This window comes from Rhodococcus sp. 14-2496-1d (assembly GCF_002259365.1).
GTDB lineage: Bacteria > Actinomycetota > Actinomycetes > Mycobacteriales > Mycobacteriaceae > Rhodococcoides.
In genome coordinates this window covers 134,962-161,364 of the sequence record NZ_NPFV01000005.1, presented here as the reverse complement: position 1 = coordinate 161,364, position 26,403 = coordinate 134,962, and the positions used below count along the sequence as shown (strand labels likewise).

Genomic DNA, 26,403 nt, shown 5'->3' with positions numbered 1-26,403 from the left:
GTTCGGAGAAGCGGGCAGGCAGAGCACGGTTGCAACGATTTACGCACAGCGTGAGCCGGGTGGAGGCCTTACTACTACGGTGAGCGGTATGGAACTCGACGCACCACTGGCAGGGCGCGCGTTGGTCGTCATCGTTGACGACCGAACAGCGCACAGCACCGAGAAGGATTCGAAGGGCCCACTCGTCACGGAGCTGCTGACCGAGGCAGGCTTTCTGGTCGACGGTGTCGTCGCAGTGACGGCGGACGAAGTGGACGTGCGCAACGCACTCAACACCGCGGTGATCGGCGGCGTCGATCTGGTGGTCTCCATCGGTGGCACGGGCGTCTCACCGCGCGATGTCACTCCGGACGTCACCGCGGAGGTCCTCGACCGTGAGATTCCGGGTATCAGTGAGGCACTGCGATCGTCGGGGCTGGCAGCAGGTTCGTTGGACGCAGGTCTGTCCCGCGGGCTGGTCGGTGTGTCCGGAAGCACCCTGGTGGTGAATCTGGCCTCGTCGCGGGCTGCGATTCGAGACGGGATGGCGACGCTGACGCCACTGGCGAGTCAGGTCATCGCCGAGCTGTCTGGATTGGACGCATAGCGATACCCATGAGCGACGAGCCGAACGACGATCGATCGGCCGAAGACGACGCGAGCCGGGCCCGAGCAGAACGGGCCCGGCTCGCTCGCATCTTCGGTGAGGTGCTGCCGGAGACGACCGGAGACGAACGGGGTGAGGGTTCGGGTGTCGAGAACGGCGGGTCGGCGTCGGACGAATGGTTGAAGCAACAGCGACCACCCCATTACTTCTGATGTGATCCACGACACATTTATTTGGCCTGAATGACAGGTCTGTTAGTTACTCGTTTACCTGCCGTTAGCGACGCGCGACCGGGGTACGGGTGGTTGGGGGACCGCACTGCTTCCGCTCAGTGTGGCGTGAGAAGTGACGATTCGCCCGTAACGGGCGGGCCGGTCCGAGCGTCTTCCCACATCAGAGCGGTTTTGCGGATTTGCGCAATGTGTAACGGTTTGGTCACGTAACCGGATAGTGTGACGCGCATTACCACCTAATGGGGTGTGAAAGTTGTTCACGCCGTTGAAACACATCACGCCGAGGCAACGATGTGGTCCCGATCGTAGGGATTGTCACGATCGGGCAACTCCTCTAATGTTCCCCTCAGCTTCCAGAGGCCAGAGCGTGGGACCAACCGGTTCCGCGCTCTTGACCTCGGAACAGTGTGATCAAGGATGTGGCCTTCGCGGCTACATCCGGCTCGGGCTCGCACACATCGTTGAGTGCGATCTAGTTCGAGGGTGAAAGCCACAAGCTTCCCCGTGCGACACCGCGCTGGGACTGAACATGATGAGGAATAAATGACGGAGATCCAGAAGTCGCGGCGCAGCCGGGGACTCAAGTCCATGAGCGTTGCAGTTGCTGCCAGCGCTTCGGTAGTCGGCCTGGTGCTCGGTACCGGAACGGCTTCCGCCGCAGTCGACAGCTCCAACTCGATCGTCGACGCCGACGGCAACACCGTGACGGTGACGCTGTCCGACACCTTCATCAACGGTGTTGCTCCGCTCGACGGCAGCCCGCTCACCCGTGAGTGGTTCGCCAACGGCCGGGCTTCCTACGACGTCCAGGGCCCCTCGGCCGACGACTTCGAAGGCACCCTCAAGATCGGTTACCAGATCGGCTACCCGCTGAGCCTCAACGGTGGAGTCACCGTCGAGTGGTCTTCGCCTTCGGCCGAGTTCAACCTCGGTTCGGGCAACGAGTCCTCCGTCACCGGCACGTTCCCGCTGGACGGCACTGCTCCGAGCGTCGGACCGCTCACCGGCACCGGCACCTCCACCAGCGGCCTCGACGTCGGCGTTCAGCTGATCCCGCAGGCCACCGGCACGATCGCACTGACCAACGGCCCCGGCGTCGTCCAGTCCGAGAGCGCATACGCAGTGCTCAACGAAGAGGCCGACATCACCTCTTCCGAGGGTGACGCAGCAGGCACCAGCGGATCCATCCAGGTCGCGAACCTGCACGGCACCGCCACCGGCATCCTGGGCAACGTCACGATCCGTCCGTACGTTTCGCTGACCAGCGCAACGGGCGACACGGCCATCACCTACGGCGTCCCGGTTCGCCTCAACTGATTTCCGAATCGGTTGTAGCTCGGTGACGTAACGTCACCTGCTGAAACTCGAGACAAGTTCAGGCCCGTACGGATAACTCCGTACGGGCCTGAACTATGTTCTGCACAGAAGTAGTTCGATGTACACAGAGAGGCACTGAACCGAAGATGCACTCGAAAGCCCGTTTCACGGTCGTCGCCGCGGGAGCGCTCGTTGCTCTCGGCCTCGCCGCCGGTTGTAGCAGCGACGAGTCCGCGGCCTCCGGCGAGAACACGGATGTCTGCAATACCTTTGCCGCCGACCACAACGCGTTCGTCGGACTGGCGGCAGCAGGACCCGGATCGGCCGAGAACATCGACAAGTGGACCGCCGACAAGCAGGCAGCTGTCGACAAGCTGAAGGCGCTGCCCGGCACCGCCTCCGGTGATGTCGCCAGTTCGTTGACGACATTCGTCGATGCGTTGCCCGCGGATACGCTGGACCTCTCGACCACCGACAGTGAGTCCGGCAAGGCCTTCGTCGACAACGGGGCGGCCGTTGCCTCGGCGTGCGAGGCAGACGGCACGACGATCACGCTCGACGCGCTTCCGCTCTCGACGTTCACCAACTGAGTGGGGCCGGCCGTGTCTCGGCCCTCCCCCCTGAACGAATGAATGCGCCATTCACGCTGTCAGACAGCGTGAATGGCGCATTCATTCGATAGGGGACCCGACTGGCTCGGGTGAGCGAATCAGTCCTTGGAGTGCTTGCCGAGATCCGGTGCCGCGTCGATTGCCTCGCCGCTACCGCCGGTGGTGTCGGCTGAAGTCGAAAGCTTCTGTCCCGCTTCGGTTCCCCCCGCGAGGATGTCGCGAATCTGAACCAGCACGTCGACGTCGCTCAGTTCCTTCTCCGGCTGACTGACGAAGCGCTTCTTGGCCGTGTTCACCGGGAGAATCAGTACGAAGTAGACCACTGCCGCGATGATGACGAAATTGATGACCGCGGTGATGACTGCGCCGACGTTGACGAACGATTCCGGCGACGACGTGATCTGAAACCCGAAGCCGTATTCGTTGCTGCCACCGAGCGCTGCGACAAGGGGGTTGATGACGTTCGTCGTGAATGCGGTGACGATGGCGGTGAATGCCGCGCCGACGACGACCGCGACTGCGAGATCCACGACATTGCCGCGGAGTAGAAAGTCCTTGAAGCCCTTCAGCATGAGCCCTTCTCCCAACGTTCGGTTTGTTCTGTCTCGACAGACGTTAGTGCAGGGTGACGGTGATTGCGCTGACCAACGAGGCGGCCGCAACCGTTGTCGCATCGTTCGTCGGTAGAGCCAGTAGTACGACGCGGTCTTGCTGCCTGCTGCCACCGGCGTCGGCGGAGACGAGCACGACCATCGCTCCCGACGCGAGAACCCGGGCCGCGGGGACTGCATCGGGGTTCTCCTGAGACTCGACCGTCAACACGTCGACGCGGTCGCCTTCTCGCAGCAGGTCGGTCACCGCGGCATCGGCCAGATGCACCGGTACGACGCGTGCCTCGGTCCCCAGGGCCGTCGTGGCGGTCCGAGATCCGAGTAGGCGTACGTCGGTGAGCAATTCACCCGATCGGACCGGTCCGGTGAGTGTTCGACCGTTCACGGCCTCGGACTCGACGAGTGCGCCCTCGGGGACGTTCGCCCGGTCCCACTCGGCCGCCGCCACATCGGCGGAGGTGAGTACGGTGCCGGGTGTCAGGTCGCGTCCGGCCGTGATCACTCGTACGCGGTCGTCACCGGCGGTGTCGTCGACGAACAGAACGGCGGCAACGGAGACCAGAACTCCCGCTGCGATCCGTCTGAATTTCGTGGATCCGACCCACGCCGGACGCACGGTGATGCGATCGAGCAGCGTCGAGTCGAGTCGATTCTTGCCGGCAGCCATGGCCGAAACGATATCGGTGGCCGTTCCGGTACAGGCACCGAAAAGGCCGGGCTGTGGATAACGGCCCGGCCTGTGGATGAAGCGGAAAGTTACTGGCTGGCAGCAGCTTTCGTCGTGGACGAGGAAGACGAAGAGTTCGACGACGACGAATCGGAAGATTTCTTCTCTGCGGGCTTGGACTCGGACTTCGAGTCCGACTTCGCAGCGGCCGCATCGGACTTCTTCTCGCCCGCGCCCTCGCTGGAGGTGCCCCCGCCGCCGCGGCTGTCGGTGCGGTAGAAGCCGCTGCCCTTGAAGACGATGCCGACGGAGTTGAACAGCTTGCGGAGCTTGCCCGAGCACGCGGGGCACACCGTCAGTGTGTCGTCGGTGAAGGACTGAACGATGTCGAAGCGGTTGTCGCACTCGGTGCATGCGTATGAGTAAGTGGGCATCGTGTTTCCTCCGCGCTGGTCACCGAGGAAATTCGCCACTCTGCTGGCCGAGGCCGAACACCGCCGGTGTCTTGTCTGTTCGTCGAAACTGTCGAAACTGGGGAGAGCATTAGCACTCTACAGTCAGGAGTGCCAACGAATCGAATCGTAGCGTTATTCCGTACCCAAGCGTAGGAGTCCGCTGCCGGGGGTCAACACGTGCGTCACCGGTCTGTCGTGCGGCTCGGCGGGTAGGCGATCGACCACTTCGCTCTCGCGCACCACCGCGACCAGCATTGCGTCGGGTCTGCACAGGTCGAGGGTGCGGTCGTAGAAGCCCGCGCCTCGGCCCAACCTGGTTCCGCGCCGGTCCACGGCCAGCGCGGGGATCAACACCAGTGAGCAACCCGACACCGCGTCGGGATCGAGCGTCGGCCCCGACGGTTCCAACAGCCCGAACGGGGCCGTCACCAACGACTCACGTCCGGCGTACCGAGCCCAGCGCAACGGACCCGGCTCGTGCGCACTCGGAAGCAGAACCGTCGACCCGGCCGCGGCCATCGCGTCGAGCATCTCGACCGAACCGGGCTCCCGGCCGACGGGAACGTATGCGGCGACCACCGAGTGTTCGGCCGCCAATTCGCCCAGGACGTGACAGAGTGCAGAGGACTCCATTGCGCGTTGCGCACCGTCGAGCAGTCGGCGTTCGGCGAGAACATACTTTCGCCATCGATCCTTGGACGTGTTCTCCGTGAAATCGGGAACGGTCACAACGATTCGTCCTCCCTTCCTGTGCTGTCGTTCAACGATATGCACTCGGGGGTAAAACGCGGCACACGGCAAGCAGATCACCAGAAACCATGGATAGGGTGAGCACCATGACAGAAGCCGTTACAGCGACGACCGCCGCCACGCCCGTGCATTTCCGCACGGCCATCGTTCCCGCAGCGGGCATGGGTACCCGGTTCCTGCCGGCCACGAAAACCGTTCCGAAAGAACTGCTTCCGGTGGTCGACACTCCCGGTATCGAGCTCGTCGCAGGCGAAGCAGCAGATTCCGGCGCGCAGCGACTCGTGATCGTCACGTCCCCCGGCAAGGACGGCGTCGTCGCCCACTTCGTCGAGGACCTCGTCCTCGAGAACAAGCTCGAGGCCAGCGGCAAGCTCGAGATGCTCGAGAAGGTTCGAGTTGCCCCCGGTCTGCTCGACGTCCAGTCGGTCATTCAGCACGAGCCGCTCGGACTCGGACATGCCGTCGCCTGTGCCGAAGAAGTCCTCGACGACGACGAGGATTCCGTTGCCGTTCTGCTTCCCGACGATCTCGTGATGCCCCGCGGTGTGCTCGACGTCATGGCCCGCGTGCGCGCCAAGCGCGGAGGCTCGGTGCTGTGCGCCATCGAGGTCCCCGACGACAAGGTCTCCTCCTACGGCGTCTTCTCTGTCGAGATCGTGCCCGACGCGGTCAACCCGAACGTCCTCAAGGTCACCGGTATGGTCGAGAAGCCCAAGCGGGAGGACGCCCCGTCCAACCTCGCTGCCGCGGGCCGCTATCTGCTCGACCGCGCGATCTTCGACGCCCTGCGCCGGATAAAGCCCGGTGCAGGCGGCGAGCTGCAGCTGACCGACGCCATTGCGCTGCTCATCGAAGAAGGCCATCCCGTGCACGTGGTGGTGCACCGTGGATCGAGACACGACCTCGGAAATCCCGGGGGATACCTGCGCGCTGCGGTTGACTTTGCTCTACAACGTGACGACTACGGTCCGGCGCTGCGCGAATGGCTGAACGAACGCTTGAGCGACAGCTGGGCACCGGAACTGACCACGTACGAATAGCATCGCGGGTCGATGCCATAGAGGAAGGGCCAGATGCGCTCGGTCGAAGATCAGCAGACCAGGGTGACCGCCGCGGCGGTGGCTCCACGGCCTGTCCGGGTCGCCATCTCGGAAGCACAGGGCCTGCTGTGTGCAGAAGAAGTGGTCACCGAGCGTCCCCTTCCCGGTTTCGACCAGGCAGCGATCGACGGCTACGCGGTACGGAGCGTCGATGTGGCGGCCGCGGGCACCGACCTGCGCAACGAGGACGACGAACGCATCGATCTGACGCTTCCCGTCGTCGGCGAGGTGTCCGCCGGATCGCGTCAACCCATCCGGTTGCAACCGCGTCAGGCGGTGCGAGTCGACACCGGCGCGCCGCTGCCGACACTGGCCGATGCCGTGTTGCCCCTGGATCGAACCGACAGCGGTCGTGCCCGCGTCAAGGTGTTCCGTCCGGTGCGGTCGGGTGACTACGTCCGCAAGATCGGCGACGACGTGCAGCCCGGTGACGTCGCGGTTCGCGCAGGCACGATCATCGGCGCGGCTCAGGTGGGGCTGCTCGCCGCCGTCGGGCGCGACAAGGTGCTGGTGCATCCTCGGCCGCGACTGTCGGTGATCTCCGTCGGTGGGGAACTGGTCGACACCGATCGGACACCGGGGCCCGGTCAGGTGTACGACGTCAATTCCTACGCGCTCGCCGCCGCAGCACGCGACGCCGGAGCCGACGTCAACCGGGTCGGGATCGTCAGCACCGATCCCAAGCGACTACGCGAGGTGGTCGAGGGCCAGCTCATTCGATCCGAGATCGTCGTCATCGCCGGAGCGGTGGGCGGCGGCGCATCGGACGGTGTGCGCGAGGCGCTCGGCGAACTCGGCGACATGGAAGTGGAACGAGTTGCCATGCACCCCGGGTCCGTCCAGGGCTTCGGTCAACTCGGACGCGACGAAGTACCCACCTTCCTGTTGCCTGCCAACCCCGTCAGCGCCCTGGTGGTGTTCGAGGTCATGGTGCGTCCGCTGATTCGGATCGCTCTGGGCCGACGGCAGCCGATGCGACGGACCGTGACCGCTCGAACCGTCGCGCCGATCACCTCGATCGAGGACCGTAAAGGATTTCTGCGCGGCCAGCTCATGCGCGACGAGGGAACCGGTGAATACCTGGTGCAGGCGCTCGGCGGCGCACCAGGATCCTCCTCGCACCTACTCGCGACACTCGCTGAGGCGAATTGCCTGGTCGTCATCGATCCCGAGGTCACCGAAATCCGCACCGGCGAAGAAGTGAAGGTCTCGTTCCTCGCTCAGAGAGGCTGACGCCATGTGAGCGGTAGTTCGTAGTGGGCTACGAGTTTCCGCTCACCTGCGCGTAGCGCATAACATCGACGGATGCCGCGAACGTGGTCGAGCCACCCAGGTTGGCCGGCGAAATTGGGTCCAGTGAGAGTGGCCGCCGGAACCGTCACCGTGCGGCCGGTACGGATGCGTGACGCGGCCGCGTGGAGCCGGATTCGCACGGAGGATCGCGCCCACCTCGAACCGTGGGAGCCCAGCGGAGAGGGCAGCTGGAATTCGCGGCATCACATCTCCTCGTGGCCGACGCTGTGCTCGGGCCTGAAGTCCGAGGCGCGCAAGGGGCACATGCTGCCGATGGTGATCGAAGTCGACGGTGAATTCTGTGGCCAGATCACCACCGGAAACATCGTGCGGGGGGCGCTCCGATCGGCCTGGATCGGGTACTGGGTGTCCAAGGAGGTCAACGGCAAGGGCGTGGCCACCGCGGCCTTGGCGCTCGGGCTCGACCACTGCTTCGGTCCGGTCGGCCTGCATCGTGTCGAAGCGACGGTGCGACCGGAGAACCTGGCCAGTCAGGCAGTGCTGCGCAACGTCGGCTTTCGTGAAGAGGGGCTGCTCTACAAGTACCTCGACGTCGACGGCGAATGGCGCGATCACAAGCTCGTCGCGATCACCTCGGGTGAGGTGCAGGGAACCGTCGTCGAGCGGTTGGTTCGCGCGGGCCGGGCTGCGTGGGCGTGATCTTCGCGGCCGCGGCGCGAGTACTCGTGTTGTCAAAGTGACAGGAGTGTAATTCGGGTCGGCGCGTCTGCGTCGTTCTCGTTCCTCCTCCGCATAGCCTGAGGACGTCTTTCACTGTCGCCGTCGTCCAAGGGGAGGAGAACAACGCCGATGCCGAACTCGATCATCTGGATCGGTCTCGTAGCCGTCTGGCTCTTCGTTCTTCTACCCATGCTCATGACCAAGCGTCCGCAGATCATGCAGACCACGGACGCTGCGCTCGCCACCCGCGTGTTGCATCGGGGTGGCACCCAGCGAAAGCAGCGCGGCCCCGCAACCGGGCATCGCAGCGATCCCGACTGGCGACCGGAAGACGACCTGCGAGTCTCCGCGCCGGCCCGAGAGATCTTCGGTGCCGCGATCGCGACCGTTCGTCCAGACTCACCCGATCTACCCGGTACCGCGGAGGACCCGATGGACACTCACGCTGCAGACAGCGACCTCGACAGCGAGGCACCGGACACGGAAGCACCGCGCGGAGGTTCGCCCGCGCACGAACCCGGTGTCGTCGACGACGATTTCGTTCCTCGCCGACGCGGACGCGGTGGTTTCGATCCCGAGGCCGATGCGATCGCCCGGGCCGCGCGGTACGCATTCCGACAGCGAGCCGTCCTGGGCCTGGTTTTCGCGGCGATCACCACCGCAGCCCTGGCCTTCATCATCTCCCCGGCGGTCTGGTGGCTGTGTGGACTGTCCGTCGCTGTCCTCGTCGGTTACCTGTACTACCTGCGTCGTCAGGTGCAGATCGAGGAAGAGGTGCGCAGGCGTCGGCTCACTCGGATGGGCCGATCACGTCTCGGCGTGGAATCGGAAACCGACGAAGAGTTGGAGCTCGTCCCGCAGCGACTGCGTCGCCCCGGCGCGGTGGTGCTCGAGATCGACGACGAGGATCCCGAATTCGAGCACCTCGACCACTACGAGGAGCCGTTCCAGGCCCGTCGTGACGACGACCGGGACCTGCGTAGAGCCCAGGGCGCGTAACCGACACCCGAAGCGACTTTGCTAGAGTTACCCAGCCGGTCGGCATGACGGCAAAGGGGCTGTGGCGCAGTTGGTAGCGCGTCTCGTTCGCATCGAGAAGGTCAGGGGTTCGATTCCCCTCAGCTCCACCGACACGAAGAACCGTCACTCACGTGAGTGGCGGTTTTTTCGTGGTCCCGGCAACTGCGGAGGCACGTGTTACCGCGAAGTGAATTCGAGATGGATTCATATCGAACGAATTGGGTGATCGGTTCGGGGTTCGATTTCAGAAGGCGTGTTTCGCAAACTGCAGTTGCATAATTGCCGCACAAAACCGTCGATTCGATTGTTTGAAGCGATGCGACCCGACCGAACGAACCTTTCGAGCCAGTGAGCTGCGGATATGCAATTCGGGGCAGCTTTAGGCAATTTCTGGAACATGTCGTAAGTTCGAATTCGTGGCTGAGCTGTATTCAATGTCCGAATTTGTCAGGGGATCGCGATGAACACTCTCAGTGTGGTAATTCCGGTGCTCGACGAGGTCGATCATCTGGGTGAATGTCTGACGCTGCTGCTCGATCAGGGCGACGACATCGATCGCATCGTCGTGGTGGACAACGGGTCGACCGACGGCACGCTTCGGTTGGTGAACGACATCCGCGCGGTCACGAACAAGGTCATGTTGGTCCACGAGCCCAACCGCGGCGTGGTCCACGCTCGCAACACCGGATTCGACCTGGTGGACTCGTCGATCATCGGTCGAATCGACGCCGATACCCGTGTTCGGCCCGGGTGGGCGCGCTCGATCGTCGACTTCTTCGACGAGCATGCCTCCGTCGCCGCCACCGGTGGACGGACGTTCCTCTACGAATCACCCTGGGCTCGGCCCCTGGCGTGGATGCATTCGCGCGCCGAACGACGTGAGCCGGCGGTGCGCGCCGCCCTGGCAGTATCGGGCAACAACTTCGCGATTCGCGCATCAGCTTGGCGCACGGTTCGCGACGCGGTCAGTGAGCGAACCTGTGTCCACGAAGACATCGATCTGTGCCTGTGCCTGGCTGCCGAGCGCTTACCTGTTGCCCAGAACGGGTCGATGAAGGCCGCAGTGTCCGGTAGGCGCGCAACGACATCGCCGGTGAAATACGTCCACTATGCGTTGGCGGGCTACCGCTCCTACCAGGAGCACGGTCTGGAGTCGCGCAAGCTCGGACGCATCGTGGCGATGGATTGGCTGATGCACACACTGCGGTGGCCGATCTCGCGACTGTTCGCCGCAGTACCGTGCCGGGCATTGCCCGTCGACGATCGTGCCGAGTCCGACGAACGGATGCGAGCCGCCGCGTGACGGCCGGCTCGCGTGTCCGCGACTGGATACGCAATCCGTCGGACGTCCGCTGGGCCCTCGCTCAGATGCGTCAGGCGACTGTAGTCTCGCTGGCGAATACGCCCTTCCTGCCTGCTGTCCTGCGCGCATCCGCCCTGCGTCCTGCGGGTGTGCGGACAACCGGTCCGTGCCTGATGTACGGCGGTTCCATGATTCAAGGACTGGCGTCGGTTCGGATGGGCACCGGTGTGTTCGTGAATTTCGGCTGCTATTTCGACACCGTTGCCGACATCGTGATCGGTGACCACGTCTTCATCGCCGATCACGTTCGGATACTCACCAGTACCCACGAGACCGGGCCCTCGCGGCATCGCGCAGGCGCACTGCGAGGAGAGTCTGTGGTGATCGGTCCGGGAACGTGGATCGGGTCCGGCGTGGTCGTGATGCCGGGCGTGCACATCGGTGCCGGCTGCATCATCGGAGCGAACTCGTTGGTGACCGGAGACTGTGAACCGGACGGGGTGTACGTCGGGTCTCCGGCGCGCCGTCGCCGAGACTTGAACGACCTTCCCGCAGCGCAGCAGTGGATCGGGGAGAAGGCCGATTTTCGTGATCGGGAAGCAATGCACAGATTGGTAATTCCTCCGAATTCCGAATTCTGATTCATAAAGTCCGAATAATTCGACGGGTTCTTTTCTTGAAGTAATGATGTAGCATCGTCAACGTCAGCGGCTCGAATTCAAATGCGTTCAGCGCCAATGGGTATCGAGCTACACGATTGCCAAAAATATGTCAGGGGTTGGCGTTGTGAATACTCTTTCCATTGTTGTGCCTGCGTTCGACGAGTCGGCTCACATGCGCGAATGCCTGGATGCATTGCTCGTTCAACGCGAACGCATTCACGAAATCATTGTCGTCGACAACAATTCGACCGACGACACCGCGGCCATCGTCGCGGAATACGCGCGGCGATTTCCGCAGGTGGTGCTGCTGCGGGAGTCCGAGCGCGGCGTCGTGCACGCACGCAACACCGGTTTCGATCACGCCCACGGATCGGTCATCGGCCGCATCGACGCCGATACCCGTGTCCAGGCCGGCTGGGTCGACTCGGTACTGGATTTCTTCGATCGCCGACTCGACTATGTCGCAGTCACCGGCCCGATCTACCTCTACGACTCTCCGTGGGCGCGCCCGTACCGGGCATTCGTCAACCGTTCCGTGCGGAACAGGCCTGCTGAGCAGTGGGTTTCTGCCGCATCGGGCAACAACTTCGCTATCCGCAGATCCGCGTGGGAAGCCGTTCGCGACAGTACGAGCCTGCGAACCGACCTGCACGAGGACATCGATCTGTCGCTGTGTCTGAACAAGGTCGGTCTGCGGATCGCGCAGATCGAGCCGATGCGCGTCGAGGTGTCCGGCCGTCGGTTACTGACGCCGCCGCTCGAGTATCGGCATTACGTCCGGAGCTCGTATCGCACGTGGGCCCATCACGGTCTGGCCAGTGGCTGGTTGCGCAGATTACTGATTTCGGACCTGGTTCTGCACACGGTGCATTGGCCCCTGACGCGAATTCTGTCGTCGTGCGAATCTCGGATTCTCCCGGTCTCGCATTCCGGAGCGAGCAACACGCCTGTGCGTGGTCTGTCGGATATTCACGGCGAGAGTTACGTTGCCGCAGCGTACGGAAAGTAGACACTTCGGCGCTGTGTTCGTCCTCCTTCTTGTGTGAGGAATGCGGGCAGGGTCGCCGAAGCAGGTCCTTCGAGGACGGGCGGTCCGTGCCGGATTCGTGTCGGCGATCGACCGGAGCCGGCCTGGCCCGCAGAACCGGGGATCGAGCACGCACGGGTGGGCCGCAGTGACCGGTGCGATGCAGCGGACCCTGAGCTTCGAGGCAGGAACCGTCGGCAGCTGTTGCGGCGATCGAGACGGGTGCGAAGTTCGGTTGATCGTTCGACGATCCACCTACCAGTCGCGCCGGTAGATTGACGGGCGATATTGTGATCGGGCCGGTTCCGAACACAGGATCTGCCCCTGCAACTTCTCTACGGAGTGTGAATGTCGTTCGAGATCGTCGACCTTGACGAAACGTGGGTCGCTGGTCTTCCAGTTCGCAGCCCCAAACGGGCGCTCGGTCGCCTCAACGACCCGGCGCTCGATCAAGCATGGTCCGCTGTTCTCAATCAGGAGACCTCTGGTCCGCTCGCTTCCATTTATACGGACTACGCCCCCGGAATCGGTTCGTACAATACACAGGTAGTCGGTTATCTGTGTTCTTCACTCGGTCAGGTCGAGCGTGGACATCTGGTTGCGAAAGTGCCCGCGGCCAAATACGCGCGTTTTTCTGCGGTGGGGTATTTCCCCGAGGTTCTCACTCGATTGTGGACTCAGATCGATCATGCCGAAGAGCAGGGCGAGATCGTGCGATCGTTCACCGGCGACTACGAGTGCTATCCGCACGCGTACAAGATCGATCTCTATCTGGCGATCACTGCGCCCGGCGGTTCGTGATGACCTTCCGTGTCACGGCACGCAGCGCGGAGCTGTTCAGTGGGTTGGTGGCACCGCGGGTGGAGCCCGGCGCGGAATCGAGCGGTAGCGAGTGGATGCGATTCCTGCGAGATCGTGTGCGCGAGAAGCACATCGACGCAACCCAGGTGAGCACGGTGTACGTTCCGGATCCGCACGGCACGGTCAACGCGGTGGTCGCGGTCTCGGTGGACTCGCCGAGCGATGTGGCTGTGGGCGATGTGTTCGTTTCGATACCGACCGGTGTGTTCGCAGTATTCACGCCCAGTGGCGCACTAGCGGATCCGATCGAGGACGTATGGGCTCAGGTCGACGAGTGCGTTTTGTCCGGATCGATATTTCGCGCCTACAAAGAGGAAGTCGAAGTCGTTACAAATGCCGGAGAGGTGGAACTTTTCATTTCAATCGTTTTGTAAACGAGACGTTCTTCATGTAATTGTCACTTTCGAATCACAAAGTCGCCACCGGACCGGTTACTATTGTCCAGCGCTGGCAGCTCGATATGGCGAAGTGAATTCAACGTTCACCTCGATCGGCCGACGGGCAGGCAGCGCGCACAGAGCGTCGATGTCATGGCAAGGTCGACAGAGCAGGGGTGTTCCAACATGGTGAGACAACTCAGAGCAGAAGCCACACGAGCGGCCGCACTGCGCGCTGCAGCAGACCTCTTTCTCGAGGTGGGGCACGCGAATGCCACGCTGAGTCAGGTGTCGGCGCAATCGGGCGTGACCAAGGGCGCGCTGTACTTCCACTTCGCATCGAAGGAGGAACTGGCCCGCGCGATCGTCGACGAGGGTCATGAGCGCGTGTCCACCGCGTGCGCGGGCATGGTCGACAGCCGCAGTCCGGCTCTCGAGTCGGTCATCGGAATCTCGTACTCGGTACTCGAGCTGGCCGCCTCGGACCCTTTGGTGCGCGTCATGTACCGGTTGCAGATGGAGATCGACGGATCCGACACCGCGCGCGGCAGCGTGTTCGGTACCTGGGGGAACATCTTCGAGCATCTCTTCGAGCGAGCCATCGAGCACGGTGATGTCGCCGACCATCTGGATGCGGGCAACGCGGCGCTGTTGATCTGCGAGATGCTGGCCGGTGTTCTGATGGTGTCCGAGGCGCAATCCCGTCTCGAAGACGCGCCGTCGCGCATGGAGAAGGTCTGGAACACGGTCCTTCCCTCGCTGGTGCCGGTCGACAAGCTCGCCTACTTCCGTGAGTTCGCGGCGCGAAGTCTGTCCAGTTTCGTACGCGAGAACATCTCGTCGGGGTCCGTCACCGTCTGATCGTGTTCGTGATCTCGATGTGCTTGCCGCGCTTCGGGCCGCCGGGCACACTGTGTGACATGGAACACATCACGCACGATCGAAAGATGTCGGACAACGAGCTCCGGAAAGCGATCGGCACCCTGCAGCAACGCGCGGACGATGCCCGCAAGCGGGGTGCCGCCGATGACGCTGCCCGCATAGAGCGCACCATCGCGGACTATCGAGACGAGATGTCGCAAAGATTGTGACGCCCCTCTCGGTCGTCACCGCGTAGGGTCGAAATCGAACTGGCACGTGTCGACCGGTGGGGGATACAGGTTTCGATGGCTACATACGATCTGCGCGGCAAGAAGACGTTGATCACCGGAGCGGGCAGCGGAATCGGTCGGGCAACGGCCGTCGCTGCCGCCGAGGTGGGAGCCGAGCTCTTCCTCACCGACATCAACGCCACCGGTTTGGCGGAGACGGTGGACATGGTGGGTCGAGCGGGCGGCACCGTCAGCCACTCGTTGCCGTTCGATGTGTCCGACTTCGAGGCGGTCACCGCCTTCGCGGACGACATTCATGCCGAGTTCGGCAGTCTCGACGTCGTGATGAACGTCGCGGGAATCTCCGCCTGGGGAACCGTCGAGAACCTCGAGCATCGGCACTGGAAGTCGATGGTCGACGTCAATCTGATGGGCCCGATCCACGTCATCGAGAAGTTTCTACCGCCGATGATCGAGGCGGGTCGCGGTGGTCATCTGGTCAATGTCTCGTCTGCTGCCGGTCTGATCCCACTGCCGTGGCACGCTGCCTACAGCGCCAGCAAGTACGGGCTGCGCGGAGTGTCCGAGGTACTGAGGTACGACCTCAAGCGCCACGGAATCGGTGTCAGTCTCGTGGTGCCCGGTGGCGTGAAGACCGGATTGGTGCAGACGCTTCAGATCGCCGGCATCGATCGTGACGATCCGCGCGTACAGAAGTTGCAACACCGATTCGAAAAGCGCGCCGTGGAACCGTCGGTCGTCGCCGATGCCATTCTCGCCGGCATCGCCAAACGCAAATACCTCGTCTACTCCTCCAACGACATTCGCTTCGGGTACTGGGTCGCGCGAAAGTTCGCCCCGCCCTACGAGTTCGTGCTGCAGAAGGCGAACGATCAGTTCTCCAAACTGCTCGAGCCGCGTCGAGTCGAGGGTTCGTCGAAATCGACATCCAGCGTGCGCGCCCCCGGCCCCGAATAGGACAGCTCGTCGTGCGGATTGGCCAGCGCACAGCCGGCCAACGAAAGACAACCGCACCCGATGCACCCGGTCAAGTTGTCCCGAAGTCGGATCAATTGCTCTATCCGCGAATCGAGTTCGCGATGCCACCGCGTCGAGAGCCTGGCCCAGTCCTCACGCGTCGGCGTCCGCTCGTCCGGTAGTTCGCTCAATGCCTGACGAATGGTCGCCAGCGGGATCCCCACCTTCTGCGAGATCCGGATGAAGGCGACCCGTCGCAGAGTTTCGCGATGGAATCTGCGTTGGTTACCCGAGGTGCGGCGACTGCTGATCAGCCCCTGCTTCTCGTAGAAGTGCAACGCCGAGACCGCAACTCCACTGCGCTCGGACAGCTGGCCGGGGGTCAATTCGCGGACGTTCCACTCGGGCATCGGCACGACCTCGACAATACTTCAGGTCCTGATGCCGGCGGCGACCGGCGAATGGGTTTACCGTTCGTTCATGAGTGTCGATGCGGCTGCAGGCCCGTTGGGTGCCGACTCGGAGGTGGGGGTGCTGCGCACCGTCATGCTGCACCGGCCGGGCGACGAGCTTCGACGCCTCACGCCGCGAAACAACGACCAGCTGCTGTTCGACGGTCTGCCGTGGGTCGATCGCGCACAGGACGAGCACGACGCGTTCGCCGATCTGTTGCGAGGTCGCGGGGTGACGGTGCTGCTCCTCGGCGAGCTTCTCACCGAGGCCATGACGGTCAGCGGCGCAGCGCGAATGCAGGGTATCTCCGCCGCTGTCGATGCCCGACGGCTCGGCCGGTCGCTCGCCGAGGACCTCGCCCAACACCTGCGGGGTGTCCCCGCGGCCGAATTGGCGCAGATCCTGATGGCGGGGATGACATTCGACGAACTGCTCGAGGCGGAGACGGGGGAGCCGCTTCCGATCGGGGCGTCGCTGGTTCGGCGGATGCATCACGGTGGGGACTTCGTCATCGATCCGCTGCCGAACCTGCTGTTCACTCGCGACTCGTCGTTCTGGATAGACGATCGAGTGGCGATCACCTCGTTGGCTCTGCCTGCCCGGGTGCGGGAGACATCGCTGACCGATCTGATCTACGCGTTCCATCCGATGTTTCGGGGTGTGCGGCGCGCGTACGAGTCGCGGACCGCACCGGTCGAGGGCGGTGACGTGTTGCTGCTCGCTCCCGGTGTGGTGGCTGTCGGAGTGGGGGAGCGCACCACGCCCGCCGGTGCAGAAGCGCTGGCGCGCAGCCTGTTCGAGGACGGTCTGGCGCACAGTGTGTTGGTGGTGCCGATCGCGCAGGAGCGCGCGTCGATGCATCTGGACACGGTGTGCACCATGGTCGATACCGATGCGGTAGTGATGTATCCGGCCATTCAGGACACGTTGTCCGCCTTCACCATTCGCCGCGAGGACACAGGAGTCAGTATTCGAGGTGCCGACCCGTTTCTCGAGGCGGCCGCCGCTGCGATGGGAATCGGCAAGCTGCGGTTGATCGATACCGGACTCGACCACGTCACCGCCGAGCGCGAACAATGGGACGACGGTAACAACACGCTGGCCATCGCGCCGGGAGTCGTCGTCGCGTACGAGCGCAACGTCGAAACGAACGCACGACTCGAGGCGTCGGGCATCGAGGTGTTGCGGATTTCCGGATCGGAACTCGGCTCGGGACGCGGCGGTCCGCGGTGTATGTCGTGCCCGGTGTCCCGCGAGAGGTTGTAGCGCTCTACAGGACGGTGTTCACCTTGTCGGCCGGTCGGGCGAGCACAGTGCCCTTGTCGGTCACCACGATCGGGCGTTCGATGAGAATCGGATGCTCGGTCATCGCGGCGATCAACGTGTCGGCGTCCGCGCCCGCGAGCCCCAGTTCCTTGTAGATGCTCTCGCGAGTCCGGATGGCCTGACGGGGTTCGAGACCGGCATCGGCGAGAAATGTGCGGAGTTCGTCCTCGGTCGGAGGCGACTCGAGGTACCGGATCACACGTGGAACCACACCGGCTTCCTCGATCAGTTTCAGCGCTGTGCGAGAGGTGTTGCACCGCGGATTGTGGTAGATGGTCGCCGAGCCCGATGGGTCGTTCCGCAGGCTCCTCTCCCCAGGGACGGTCATGTTTGCAATCCTGCCACGCGGGTAGCCAACCCGACAGATTCACGTCAGGAACGGAGTAGTCGATATGACCGACAAGCGCATTGTCATTGCAGGTGGCCACGGCCAGATCGCCCAACATCTGACTCAGGTGCTCACCGCCCACGGAGACCGCGCGGTGTCGCTGATTCGCAACAGCGACCACGTCGATGCCGTCACTGCGCTCGGCGCGTTGCCGCAGGTGATCGATCTCGAATCGGCTTCGGTCGACGATGTGGCCGCAGTGTTGGCCGGTGCCGACGCCGTCGTGTTCGCGGCGGGTGCGGGCCCCAACAGCGGTCCCGAGCGCAAGGACACGGTGGACCGCGCGGGCGCGGTGCTGCTGGCCGATGCCGCCGAGAAGGCCGGCGTCCGCCGCTACGTGCTCATCAGCTCGTTCGGTGCGGGCGAGCCGGTCGCCGAGGATCTCGACGACGGTTGGAAGGCCTACATCAAGGCCAAAACTGCTGCAGAAGAAGATGTTTCGGCCCGAGATGGACTGGACTGGACGATTCTGCGTCCGGGTAAGTTGACCGACGAGGACCCGACGAACTCGGTGGCACTGACCGAACCGCCGATGGACTCGGGTGAGGTAACCCGGGCCGACGTGGCCGCAGTGATCGCGCAGCTGCTCGACACCGGCGCGGCTGTACGCAAGACATTGATGCTCACGTCCGGTTCGACGTCGATCGTCGACGCAGTCGACGCTCTCGGATAAGGCACCTACTGTGCGCGTGCATATCGATTCGTCGAACACGACCCCTGTGTTCGAGCAACTGCGGATGCAGATTCTCGGGCTGGTGCGATCGGGCGATCTCATTGCCGGGACCAAGATCCCGACGGTTCGCGGCTTGGCCGAGGAGCTGAAGATCGCGCCGAACACGGTCGCGAAGACCTACCGCGAGCTCGAGCAACAGGGCATCATCGAGACGCGAGGTCGGTCCGGGTCGTTCGTCGCGTCGGGCGGTGACCCGTCGCGTGACATCGCGGCCCGGGCGGCGACGGAGTTCGTCAGGACCGTGCGATCCATCGGCCTGGACGACGACCAGGCCCGTTCGTTTCTCGAATCCGCGCTCAAGGGTGCCAGCGGCAACTGAGTTGACGCTTCAACCTACTTCTGTCAGGGTGGTGCTGCCCGTACCGCCCTGTCAGAAGGATGTGTCATGAATTCCACCGTCGTCCGCGACGCCGTCGCCCTCGTTGCTCGAATCGGACTGGGAGTCGTCTTCATCGCCCACGGGTGGCAGAAGCTCAACACCTACGGCCTCGATGGTGCCGCCGCGAGCTTCGAGGCGATGAACATTCCGTTGCCCACCGCGTCCGCGTACTTCGCGACGTTCGTCGAACTCATCGGTGGCGGAGCGCTCGTGCTCGGGATCTTCACCCCGATCGCGGGGCTGCTGCTGTTCCTGGACATGCTCGGTGCTGCCGTCTTCGTCCACTTCGAGAACGGCGTCTTCGCTGCGGACAACGGTTACGAACTGGTCGTCGCGCTCGGCGTCGGTTCGCTCCTGCTCGCTGCATTCGGTGCCGGACGCATCAGCATCGACGGCGTCACCAAGGGCAAGACGGCACTGCTGGCATAGGTCGTTCCGCAGGCTCTGCTTCGGCCTGGCCCGACCGCCCTACCGCCAGCTCGGTAACCACAACTGCTCCTGCCACATCTGTGGCGTGATCGGCATTGCGGTGAGAATCGGCCAGAGCCAGACGAAGTTCGCTATCACCACGGCGAGGTACAGGGACACCAGCAGTAGTCCGGTACCTCGCCGTTCGGCCGATGCGGTGGCCTTGCCGATGATGTCGCCCAACACCAACGCGAAGCCCATCACCATGAACGGGGCCAGTGCCACCGCGTAGAAGTAGTACATCTGCCGGTCGAGCGTGGTGAACCAGGGCAACAAGGCTGCGGAATAGCCGACGAGCACGGTGGCGTAACGCCAATCGCGTCGGACGAGCACCGACCAGATCACCCAGGCCAGCATCGGCAGTGCCAACCACCACATCGCGGGAGTGCCGATCAGCATGATCGCCTTCACGCACGAGGACGCCGAGCACCCGGATACGCTCTCGCCGTCGGCGAAGTAGTACAGCATCGGCCGAAGGCCCATCGGCCAGGTCCACGGCTTCGATTCCCACGGGTGCCGGTTGCCTGCCGAATTGGTCAGGCCCTCATGGAATTCCAGCACGTTGCCGCTGTAGTACCAGAGCGAACGCAGTGCTTCCGGAAGGAACGAGAACGGCCCGCCTGCACCGATTCCGTTGCCGACCTCGTGCCGGTCCACGCCGGTCTCGGAGGTGAACCACGCCCAGTAGGTCATCAGATACACCGCGATCGGGACGACCACCAGCGCGTACAGCGCAGGGCCGATGTCGCGCAACGCCGTTCCCCGCCACGGGCGTCCGACGCCGTACGAGCGCCGCGCCGCCACATCGAATGCCACGCTCAGCAATCCGAAGAACGCGATGAAGTACAGACCCGACCACTTGGTGCCGCAGGCGAGACCCAGCATCACGCCCGCCCCGAATCTCCACCAGCGCACCCCCATTCGCGGCCCCAGAACACTGGCGTCCATTCGGCCGTCGGCGCGTACTCTCGACAGTCGCCGCCGCATGTCGTCGCGGTCGACTACCAAGCAGCCCAGTGCCGCGGTGACGAACAGTGCGAGAAAGATGTCCAGCATGCCGATCCGGCTGCTGACGAACGTCACGCCGTCGACGGTCAGCAGAATTCCCGCGATCGCACCGACGAGTGTCGAGCGAGCGAGCCGGCGCACGATCCGAATGACCAGCAGTACCAACAGGGTTCCGGCCACGGCCGAGGAGAAACGCCAACCCCACCCGTTGTAGCCGAACAACGCCTCTCCGACGGCGATCAGCTGCTTGCCGACCGGTGGATGCACCACCAGCCCGTACGCCGGATTGTCCTCGAGCCCGCCGCCGGTGAAAACCTGATACCCCTGAGGCGCGTAGTGCTTCTCGTCGAAGACCGGGGTTCCTGCATCGGTGGGGTACCGCAACATCGTGAAGCGCGTGATGGCGCAGATGACGGTGATGACGACGGTGACGATCCAACCGCGGCGGACATCGGTGTCGTGGAACCAGTCGCGCGCGGCAACGGTCGGCCCGGGACTGACCATCGACCGGTCGCCGGAGCGCTCAGAGGTCAGCAAGGTCACGTACCGATCGTAGGCGTTGATCGGTAGTGCCCGACAAACCGCTGCACCGCGTACGGGACACTGGAGCCATGCTCATCCTTGCCGCCACCCCGATGGGCGACGTCGGTGACGCCTCGCAGCGCCTGCGCGACGCCCTCGGCAGTGCCGATGTCGTCGCCGCCGAGGACACCCGGCGCACCAAGCAACTCGCCTCCTCGCTCGGCGTGGTGATCTCGGGCAGGGTCGTCAGTTTCTACGATCAGGTCGAGACGGCTCGCCTGCCGGCGCTGGTCGAGGCCGTGGCAGAGGGCAAGACGGTGCTGTTGGTCACCGACGCCGGGATGCCGTCGGTCAGCGATCCCGGCTACCGCCTCGTCGCGGCGTGCGTCGACGCCGATCTGCCGGTGACCTGTCTGCCCGGTCCGTCCGCCGTGACGACCGCACTCGCGCTGTCCGGTCTGCCCGTCGAACGGTTCTGCTTCGACGGGTTCGCGCCACGCAAGCAGGGGCAGCGTCGCAGCTACTTCCAGTCGGTGCTCGCCGAACCACGCGCCATCGTCTTCTTCGAGGCACCGCACCGCCTCGTCGCATGCCTCGAGGACGCCGTCCACGTGCTCGGTTCCGACCGCCGCGCCGCGGTGTGCCGGGAGCTGACCAAGACCTACGAGGAAGTCCGACGCGGTGGCCTCGGCGAGTTGCTCGAATGGTCGAGGGCAGGCGTACGCGGCGAGATCACCGTCGTGCTCGAAGGAGCCGTCGCCGTCGCCGAGGAGCCCGAGGATCTCGTTGCCGACGTGGAAGCGCTGGTGGCGTCGGGCATGCGGTTGAAGGACGCCTGTGCCCAGGTGGCAGTCGACGGCGTCTCCAAACGTGAGGTCTACGAGGCAGTGCTCGCTGCGCGCAAGGAGCAGTAGCGCGTCAGCCGACGACCTGCTGACGCAGGCCTTCCGTGGCGGCCTCGAGGATCGTCTTGGTTCCCTTCTTCACCAGGAAGCCGGGAAGCGGGACCTTCGGGTCGACGGTCAGCTCGAATTCGACGTGGGTCGCGTCGCCCTTCGGAGTCAGGGTGTACCGGCCGTCCTGGGCCTTCTGTTGGGTGCTCTCCACGAGAGTCCAGGACACCTCGTTGTCCGACCACGTGTACTCGACGAGCTGTTCGTCGTTGACTCCGATGATCGAGACCTGCATCTTCACGTGGTGCGGCTTGCCGTCGTCGAACCGATCGACGACCTCGCACTTCTTGTGTACCGGGGACCACGAGGGAATGCCCTCGACGTCGGCGAGAACCTCGAGTACTGCCGCTGCATCCGCGTCGATGTCGACGGACTTGTTCACTGTGACTGCCATGGGGAGAACGTATCTCAGCTTTCTCTACGGGGGCTGACGTTCCGCGCGAACTCGCCGATGGCTCTGAGCGCGCGGCGGGCCTCGGGGACGAAATCGGCTGCCTGGAACACGTGGACCTGGTCCTCGTACACCTGCAACTCGCAGTCCACTCCGGCGACGGCGAGTCGCTGAGCCATGAGTTCGGCGTCGGCATAGACCATTTCGGTCGAACCGACCTGGATCAGCACCGGCGGAAGGCCGGTCAGATCTCCGTCGACCGGTGACACCCGCGGACCCACGTCGCCGTCGACCACGATGCGCGCATCGACACGATCGGCCAGTGCAGTGAGTGCGGGAACCGCATTGGACGGGAAGACCGAACACTTCGACGCGTTCTCGTGGTCGAGTTTGCGGGTGGGGTCCATGTCGGTCAAGGGGGACATGGTGAAGATTCCTCCGGGCGCGGGCAAGTCGACGGTACGCAGCGCCAGGGTGACCATGAACGCGAGGTATCCGCCTGCCGAGTCGCCGCCCAGGATGATCTGCTCCGGCCGGTATCCGGAATCGAGGAGGAAGCGGTACGCGTCGACACCGTCCTCGACCGCATGGCTGATCGGATTGCGCGGCATCATGCGGTAGTTCACCGACAGCACCGCTCCGTCGACGTGTTTCGACACTCGCGAGGTCATTCGGCGATGGGTGCGCAGCCCGCAGCAGACGAAGGCACCGCCGTGCAGGTAGAGCACCACGCGATCGGACCCGGTGCCCTCGGCTCTGATCCATTCGGCGTCGCACTCGGCGAGCATGACGCGGCTGCGGGTGGTGCCGCTGATCTGGGGGACGAGCAGTCCGGCGTAATCGACCAACCCCATGGGCCACGGAAGTGACGGTGTCTGCGCCCAGATCGTCAGGAACGGTCGGACAGTGAGCTGTAGGCCCTTGGACAGAATCTGGGACTGCAGGCTTGCGCCGCGGACGTAATGCCTGCGTGCGGTAACTGCTGGGTCGGTCGATTTCACTACGGTGAGCGCCGTATTCATAGCCGTCGCCTCCATCCCCGTCGTCGGTGCACGGCGCATCTGCGCCGTGCGTCGGAACCCCGCTCTTGTTGGAACCCCTGGTAACGGACAATAGCGGGTAGCTTTTCGTGACCGGACGTAAGGTCGTGTTCTGAGTCACATTCGGTGCCGTACCGTGACCGAAAACAAATGGAAAAGGGACAGCTCATGGCACTCATGCCCATCACGGAATCGATGTTTCTGATCGCCGAGTCACGGGAGCACCCGATGCACGTGGGCGGTCTGGAGTTGTTCGTCCCGCCCGGTGATCCACACGACTTCGCCGAGGAGGTACACCGCAAGTTCACCACCGGTGAGGTACACGAGCTCTTCCGTAAGCGCCCTGCGCGTCCTGTCCAGATCATGGGAAATCTGGCCTGGGCCTTCGATCCGGACGTGGATTTCGAGTACCACGTTCGCCGCACGGTGCTGCCTGCTCCCGGCCGGATTCGCGAGCTGTTCCAATTCCTCTCGCTCAACCACAGTGCACCGCTCGATCGGTATCGACCGATGTGGGAGCTGCACATCATCGAGGGTCTGGCGGACGGCCGAATCGCGTTGTACACCAAGGTGCATCACTCGCTGGTCGACGGCGTCAGCGCATTGAAACTGATGCAGCGCACGCTCTCCACCGATCCCGACGACCGAAGCGGAGTCGCTACCTGGGACCCGTCACTGTTCGGTAAGCGCAAGAAGCAGGGCGTCGAGGAGCAGCCGGGACGGCTTGCTCAGCTGGGCAGTGGGCTGTCACTGGGACGCAAGATCGCGGGCGACCTCGTAGATTTCGCTCCGGCCTCGGCACGAATCGGATTGCGCGCGTTGAAGAAAGAAGGAGCTCAGCTGCCGTTGCAGGCACCGCGCACCATGTTCAACGTGCCCATCGGCGGCGCGCGCCGCTTCGCTGCCGAGAGCTGGTCGATCGAGCGGATCCGCACGGTCGGAACGGCTCTGGACGCCACGCTCAACGACATGGTGCTCGCGATGTGCGCCGGGGCTCTGCGCGCGTACCTCATCGATCGCAACGCGCTACCCGAGGAACCGCTGATCGCGATGGTTCCGGTGTCGTTACGCAAGGAGGGGGACGGCAAGGATGCCGGGAATTCGGTGACGACCATCCTGTGCAATCTCGCCACGGACGAATCCGATCCGCTCGTGCGGCTGGAACGAATCAAGGATTCGACCGTCAAGGGCAAGCAAATGATGAGCGAGCTCAACACCCTCGAAGCGCTCGCCGTGGGAGCAGTCACCATGGCTCCGTTGCTGTTCGGGCCGGTGCCGGGATTCGTCGACTACACCCCGCCGCCCTTCAACGTCATCATCTCCAACGTTCCCGGATCCAAGGAGGATCTGTACTGGAACGGCGCGAAACTGGACGGCATCTACCCGGCGTCCATCGTGGCCGACGGGCAGGCTCTCAACATCACCGTCGCCAGCAACGGCGACTCGCTGAACTTCGGACTCATCGGATGCCGACGCAGTGTGCCGCACCTGCAGCGAATGCTGACGCATCTGGAGAACACGTTGGAGGAACTCGAGAAGACCTTGTGAGTGCGGCTTCACATGCGTGGAGCGCTCTACTCGTACTTGGGGAACACCGGCGTCGGGGTCGGTAGTGCAGTGCCGGGCACCGAACGTGTTGCGATGTCGGTGAATTCGCGGTTCTGTGCGCCGAGCAGGTCGAGGATGCGCGACGCGGAATCGGGCATGACGGGCTGCGTCAGGATGCTCACGATGCGCAGCACCTCGATCGTCACGTACAGCACGGTGGCCATGCGATCGGGATCGGTCTTGCGCAGTACCCACGGCTGCTGCAGCGAGAAGTAACGGTTGGTCTCACCGAGCACCGACCAGATCGCTTCGAGCGCGGAATGGATTGCCTGCACTTCGAATTCGCGTCGGCAGAGCTCGAGGAGTGCATCGGCGCGGGCCAGCATCGCGTCGTCCTCGGCGGTGAATTCTCCCGGTGTCGGGAGAGCTCCGTCGAGGTTCTTGGCGACCATCGTCAGCGAACGCTGCGCGAGGTTGCCGAGTTCGTTGGACAGGTCGGCGTTGACGCGGGCGACGATGGCCTCGTGGCTGTAGCTGCCGTCCTGACCGAACGAGACCTCGCGGAGGAAGAAGAAGCGCACCGGGTCGAGGCCGTAGTTCTCGACCAACGATTTCGGGTCCAGAACGTTGCCGAGAGACTTGGACATCTTCTCGCCCTTGACGTTCAGGAACCCGTGCACGAACACTCGCTTGGGCAGTTCGATGCCCGCGGACATCAGGAACGCCGGCCAGTAGACGGTGTGGAAGCGGGTGATGTCCTTGCCGATGATGTGCAGATCGGCAGGCCAGAATTTCCGGAACGACTCCGACTCGACGTCGGGATAGCCGGCACCGGTGAGGTAGTTGGTGAGCGCGTCGACCCACACGTACATCACGTGCGCCGGATCGCCGGGCACCGGTACGCCCCAATCGAACGTCGTTCGAGAGATCGACAGGTCGCGCAGGCCGCCCTTGACGAAGTTCACGATCTCGTTGCGACGGGTGCCGGGCGCGATGAAGTCCGGCGACGCGTCGTACAGCTCGAGCAGTTTGTCCTGGTACTGCGACAGCTTGAAGAAGTACGACGACTCCTCGGTCCACTCGACCGGAGTGTTCGTCTCCGTCGCGACGCGTGAGCCGTCCTCGGCGAGGGTGGTCTCGGCCTCGGTGTAGAACGCCTCGTCTCGTACCGAGTACCAGCCGGAGTAGGAGTCGAGATAGATGTCGCCGTTCGCTTCCATCCGCTTCCACAGTTCTTGGCTGGCGGCATGGTGATCGGCGTCGGTGGTGCGGATGAAGCGTCCGTAGGAGATCTTCAGCAGGTCCTGAGCGGTCTGGAATGCGTCGGAGTTGCGCGCGGCGAGCTCACGGACGTCCACGCCCTCGGTCTGGGCGGTCTGCTGCATCTTCAGGCCGTGCTCGTCGGTACCCGTCAGGAATCGCACGTCGTAGCCGTCGAGGCGTTTGAAGCGCGCGATGGTGTCGGTGGCGATGTACTCGTAGGCGTGTCCGATGTGCGGAGCGCCGTTGGGGTACGCAATCGCCGTGGTGACGTAGAACGGTGGCCGTGGGGCATCAGCTGGCGCAGTCAT

General features: G+C 63.8%; 32 protein-coding genes and 1 tRNA gene. 23 read left to right on the top strand and 10 right to left on the bottom strand.

The window, feature by feature from the left end:
- Window positions 1-88: 88 nt before the first annotated feature.
- From CH296_RS02960 to CH296_RS02945, 4 genes are all read left to right on the top strand, one after another.
- Window positions 89-586 carry a molybdenum cofactor biosynthesis protein B gene (locus CH296_RS02960; protein WP_037191958.1) on the top strand — a complete coding sequence of 166 codons (498 nt, stop codon included), beginning with the start codon at window positions 89-91 and terminating at the stop codon, window positions 584-586.
- A gap of 8 nt (window positions 587-594) precedes the next feature.
- Window positions 595-798 (top strand): hypothetical protein, encoded by a 204-nt coding sequence (locus tag CH296_RS02955; protein ID WP_032395744.1) that lies wholly within the window; start codon window positions 595-597, stop codon window positions 796-798.
- 564 nt (window positions 799-1,362) lie between these two features.
- On the top strand, window positions 1,363-2,136 hold the full coding sequence (locus CH296_RS02950; protein WP_094683244.1) for an MspA family porin: 774 nt from the start codon (window positions 1,363-1,365) through the stop codon (window positions 2,134-2,136).
- A gap of 146 nt (window positions 2,137-2,282) precedes the next feature.
- A complete protein-coding gene (locus CH296_RS02945; protein ID WP_094683982.1) occupies window positions 2,283-2,726 on the top strand; it encodes a hypothetical protein in 444 nt (147 codons plus the stop codon).
- 119 nt (window positions 2,727-2,845) lie between these two features.
- Here CH296_RS02945 and mscL read toward each other — a convergent pair whose 3' ends face one another.
- From mscL to CH296_RS02925, 4 genes are all read right to left on the bottom strand, one after another.
- Window positions 2,846-3,319 carry a large conductance mechanosensitive channel protein MscL gene (gene mscL, locus CH296_RS02940; RefSeq protein ID WP_045196436.1) on the bottom strand — a complete coding sequence of 158 codons (474 nt, stop codon included), beginning with the start codon at window positions 3,317-3,319 and terminating at the stop codon, window positions 2,846-2,848.
- A 43-nt stretch (window positions 3,320-3,362) separates the two neighbouring features.
- Window positions 3,363-4,025 carry an SAF domain-containing protein gene (locus CH296_RS02935; RefSeq protein ID WP_094683981.1) on the bottom strand — a complete coding sequence of 221 codons (663 nt, stop codon included), beginning with the start codon at window positions 4,023-4,025 and terminating at the stop codon, window positions 3,363-3,365.
- Window positions 4,026-4,114: 89 nt separating this feature from the next.
- A complete protein-coding gene (locus tag CH296_RS02930; protein ID WP_032396238.1) occupies window positions 4,115-4,459 on the bottom strand; it encodes an FmdB family zinc ribbon protein in 345 nt (114 codons plus the stop codon).
- 153 nt (window positions 4,460-4,612) lie between these two features.
- The gene (locus CH296_RS02925) at window positions 4,613-5,209 is read right to left on the bottom strand and encodes a 5-formyltetrahydrofolate cyclo-ligase (RefSeq protein WP_094683246.1); all 597 of its coding nucleotides are present in this window, start codon (window positions 5,207-5,209) and stop codon (window positions 4,613-4,615) included.
- A gap of 107 nt (window positions 5,210-5,316) precedes the next feature.
- On the opposite strand from CH296_RS02925, the gene CH296_RS02920 reads away from it, so the two are divergent.
- From CH296_RS02920 to CH296_RS02855, 13 genes are all read left to right on the top strand, one after another.
- Window positions 5,317-6,270, top strand: coding sequence for a UTP--glucose-1-phosphate uridylyltransferase (locus tag CH296_RS02920; protein WP_032395738.1), 954 nt, complete (start codon window positions 5,317-5,319; stop codon window positions 6,268-6,270).
- A 33-nt stretch (window positions 6,271-6,303) separates the two neighbouring features.
- The gene (gene glp / locus CH296_RS02915) at window positions 6,304-7,563 is read left to right on the top strand and encodes a gephyrin-like molybdotransferase Glp (RefSeq protein WP_032395737.1); all 1,260 of its coding nucleotides are present in this window, start codon (window positions 6,304-6,306) and stop codon (window positions 7,561-7,563) included.
- A 72-nt stretch (window positions 7,564-7,635) separates the two neighbouring features.
- Window positions 7,636-8,283, top strand: coding sequence for a GNAT family N-acetyltransferase (locus tag CH296_RS02910; RefSeq protein ID WP_032395736.1), 648 nt, complete (start codon window positions 7,636-7,638; stop codon window positions 8,281-8,283).
- 150 nt (window positions 8,284-8,433) lie between these two features.
- Complete coding sequence (gene glpR / locus CH296_RS02905; protein WP_032395735.1) at window positions 8,434-9,303, top strand: gephyrin-like molybdotransferase receptor GlpR; 870 nt, start codon at window positions 8,434-8,436, stop codon at window positions 9,301-9,303.
- Between the two features lie 55 nt (window positions 9,304-9,358).
- Window positions 9,359-9,431 (top strand) — tRNA-Ala (locus CH296_RS02900).
- Window positions 9,432-9,784: 353 nt separating this feature from the next.
- Entirely contained in the window at window positions 9,785-10,627 is an 843-nt protein-coding gene (locus tag CH296_RS02895; protein WP_094683980.1) for a glycosyltransferase family 2 protein, read from the top strand.
- Window positions 10,624-11,268 (top strand): acyltransferase, encoded by a 645-nt coding sequence (locus CH296_RS02890; protein ID WP_256980315.1) that lies wholly within the window; start codon window positions 10,624-10,626, stop codon window positions 11,266-11,268. The genes CH296_RS02895 and CH296_RS02890 overlap by 4 nt, the downstream gene beginning before the upstream one ends.
- Before the next feature lie 166 nt (window positions 11,269-11,434).
- Window positions 11,435-12,298, top strand: coding sequence for a glycosyltransferase family 2 protein (locus CH296_RS02885; RefSeq protein ID WP_179277613.1), 864 nt, complete (start codon window positions 11,435-11,437; stop codon window positions 12,296-12,298).
- A 366-nt stretch (window positions 12,299-12,664) separates the two neighbouring features.
- Window positions 12,665-13,117: a GyrI-like domain-containing protein gene (locus CH296_RS02875; protein WP_032395733.1), complete on the top strand. Its 453-nt coding sequence runs from the start codon at window positions 12,665-12,667 to the stop codon at window positions 13,115-13,117.
- Window positions 13,117-13,551 carry an effector binding domain-containing protein gene (locus CH296_RS02870; RefSeq protein WP_045200225.1) on the top strand — a complete coding sequence of 145 codons (435 nt, stop codon included), beginning with the start codon at window positions 13,117-13,119 and terminating at the stop codon, window positions 13,549-13,551. The genes CH296_RS02875 and CH296_RS02870 overlap by 1 nt, the downstream gene beginning before the upstream one ends.
- Window positions 13,552-13,740: 189 nt before the next feature.
- Window positions 13,741-14,415 (top strand): ScbR family autoregulator-binding transcription factor, encoded by a 675-nt coding sequence (locus CH296_RS02865; protein ID WP_179277612.1) that lies wholly within the window; start codon window positions 13,741-13,743, stop codon window positions 14,413-14,415.
- A gap of 59 nt (window positions 14,416-14,474) precedes the next feature.
- The gene (locus CH296_RS28770) at window positions 14,475-14,645 is read left to right on the top strand and encodes a hypothetical protein (RefSeq protein WP_155290802.1); all 171 of its coding nucleotides are present in this window, start codon (window positions 14,475-14,477) and stop codon (window positions 14,643-14,645) included.
- Window positions 14,646-14,720: 75 nt separating this feature from the next.
- Window positions 14,721-15,623 carry an SDR family oxidoreductase gene (locus CH296_RS02855; protein ID WP_094683977.1) on the top strand — a complete coding sequence of 301 codons (903 nt, stop codon included), beginning with the start codon at window positions 14,721-14,723 and terminating at the stop codon, window positions 15,621-15,623.
- Here CH296_RS02855 and soxR read toward each other — a convergent pair.
- Complete coding sequence (gene soxR / locus CH296_RS02850; RefSeq protein WP_082073774.1) at window positions 15,539-16,039, bottom strand: redox-sensitive transcriptional activator SoxR; 501 nt, start codon at window positions 16,037-16,039, stop codon at window positions 15,539-15,541. The two genes, CH296_RS02855 and soxR, sit on opposite strands and share 85 nt — an antisense overlap.
- Before the next feature lie 64 nt (window positions 16,040-16,103).
- Between soxR and CH296_RS02845 the strand changes: the two genes are divergently transcribed.
- On the top strand, window positions 16,104-17,342 hold the full coding sequence (locus tag CH296_RS02845) for an arginine deiminase (protein ID WP_045200224.1): 1,239 nt from the start codon (window positions 16,104-16,106) through the stop codon (window positions 17,340-17,342).
- A gap of 4 nt (window positions 17,343-17,346) precedes the next feature.
- Here the strand turns inward: CH296_RS02845 and arsC are convergent, their stop codons facing one another.
- Window positions 17,347-17,730, bottom strand: coding sequence for an arsenate reductase (glutaredoxin) (arsC, locus tag CH296_RS02840; protein WP_094683976.1), 384 nt, complete (start codon window positions 17,728-17,730; stop codon window positions 17,347-17,349).
- A 64-nt stretch (window positions 17,731-17,794) separates the two neighbouring features.
- On the opposite strand from arsC, the gene CH296_RS02835 reads away from it, so the two are divergent.
- The 3 genes from CH296_RS02835 to CH296_RS02825 all read left to right on the top strand — a co-directional run bounded on the left by CH296_RS02835 (window position 17,795) and on the right by CH296_RS02825 (window position 19,331).
- Window positions 17,795-18,463 carry an SDR family oxidoreductase gene (locus tag CH296_RS02835; protein ID WP_032395728.1) on the top strand — a complete coding sequence of 223 codons (669 nt, stop codon included), beginning with the start codon at window positions 17,795-17,797 and terminating at the stop codon, window positions 18,461-18,463.
- A 10-nt stretch (window positions 18,464-18,473) separates the two neighbouring features.
- The gene (locus CH296_RS02830; protein WP_045196418.1) at window positions 18,474-18,842 is read left to right on the top strand and encodes a GntR family transcriptional regulator; all 369 of its coding nucleotides are present in this window, start codon (window positions 18,474-18,476) and stop codon (window positions 18,840-18,842) included.
- A gap of 66 nt (window positions 18,843-18,908) precedes the next feature.
- Complete coding sequence (locus CH296_RS02825) at window positions 18,909-19,331, top strand: DoxX family protein (protein ID WP_032395726.1); 423 nt, start codon at window positions 18,909-18,911, stop codon at window positions 19,329-19,331.
- Window positions 19,332-19,370: 39 nt separating this feature from the next.
- Here the strand turns inward: CH296_RS02825 and CH296_RS02820 are convergent, their stop codons facing one another.
- Entirely contained in the window at window positions 19,371-20,882 is a 1,512-nt protein-coding gene (locus CH296_RS02820; RefSeq protein WP_094684078.1) for a dolichyl-phosphate-mannose--protein mannosyltransferase, read from the bottom strand.
- 107 nt (window positions 20,883-20,989) lie between these two features.
- Here CH296_RS02820 and rsmI point away from each other — a divergent pair, with 107 nt between their 5' ends.
- Complete coding sequence (gene rsmI, locus CH296_RS02815; RefSeq protein WP_094684077.1) at window positions 20,990-21,814, top strand: 16S rRNA (cytidine(1402)-2'-O)-methyltransferase; 825 nt, start codon at window positions 20,990-20,992, stop codon at window positions 21,812-21,814.
- A gap of 4 nt (window positions 21,815-21,818) precedes the next feature.
- On the opposite strand, the gene CH296_RS02810 is transcribed toward rsmI, so the two are convergent.
- Entirely contained in the window at window positions 21,819-22,247 is a 429-nt protein-coding gene (locus tag CH296_RS02810; RefSeq protein ID WP_032395725.1) for an SRPBCC family protein, read from the bottom strand.
- 14 nt (window positions 22,248-22,261) lie between these two features.
- Entirely contained in the window at window positions 22,262-23,266 is a 1,005-nt protein-coding gene (locus tag CH296_RS02805) for an alpha/beta hydrolase (RefSeq protein ID WP_256980314.1), read from the bottom strand.
- A gap of 186 nt (window positions 23,267-23,452) precedes the next feature.
- On the opposite strand from CH296_RS02805, the gene CH296_RS02800 reads away from it, so the two are divergent.
- Window positions 23,453-24,832: a wax ester/triacylglycerol synthase family O-acyltransferase gene (locus tag CH296_RS02800; protein ID WP_094631239.1), complete on the top strand. Its 1,380-nt coding sequence runs from the start codon at window positions 23,453-23,455 to the stop codon at window positions 24,830-24,832.
- 26 nt (window positions 24,833-24,858) lie between these two features.
- Here the strand turns inward: CH296_RS02800 and metG are convergent, their stop codons facing one another.
- Window positions 24,859-26,403, bottom strand: coding sequence for a methionine--tRNA ligase (gene metG / locus CH296_RS02795; protein WP_094683974.1), 1,545 nt, complete (start codon window positions 26,401-26,403; stop codon window positions 24,859-24,861).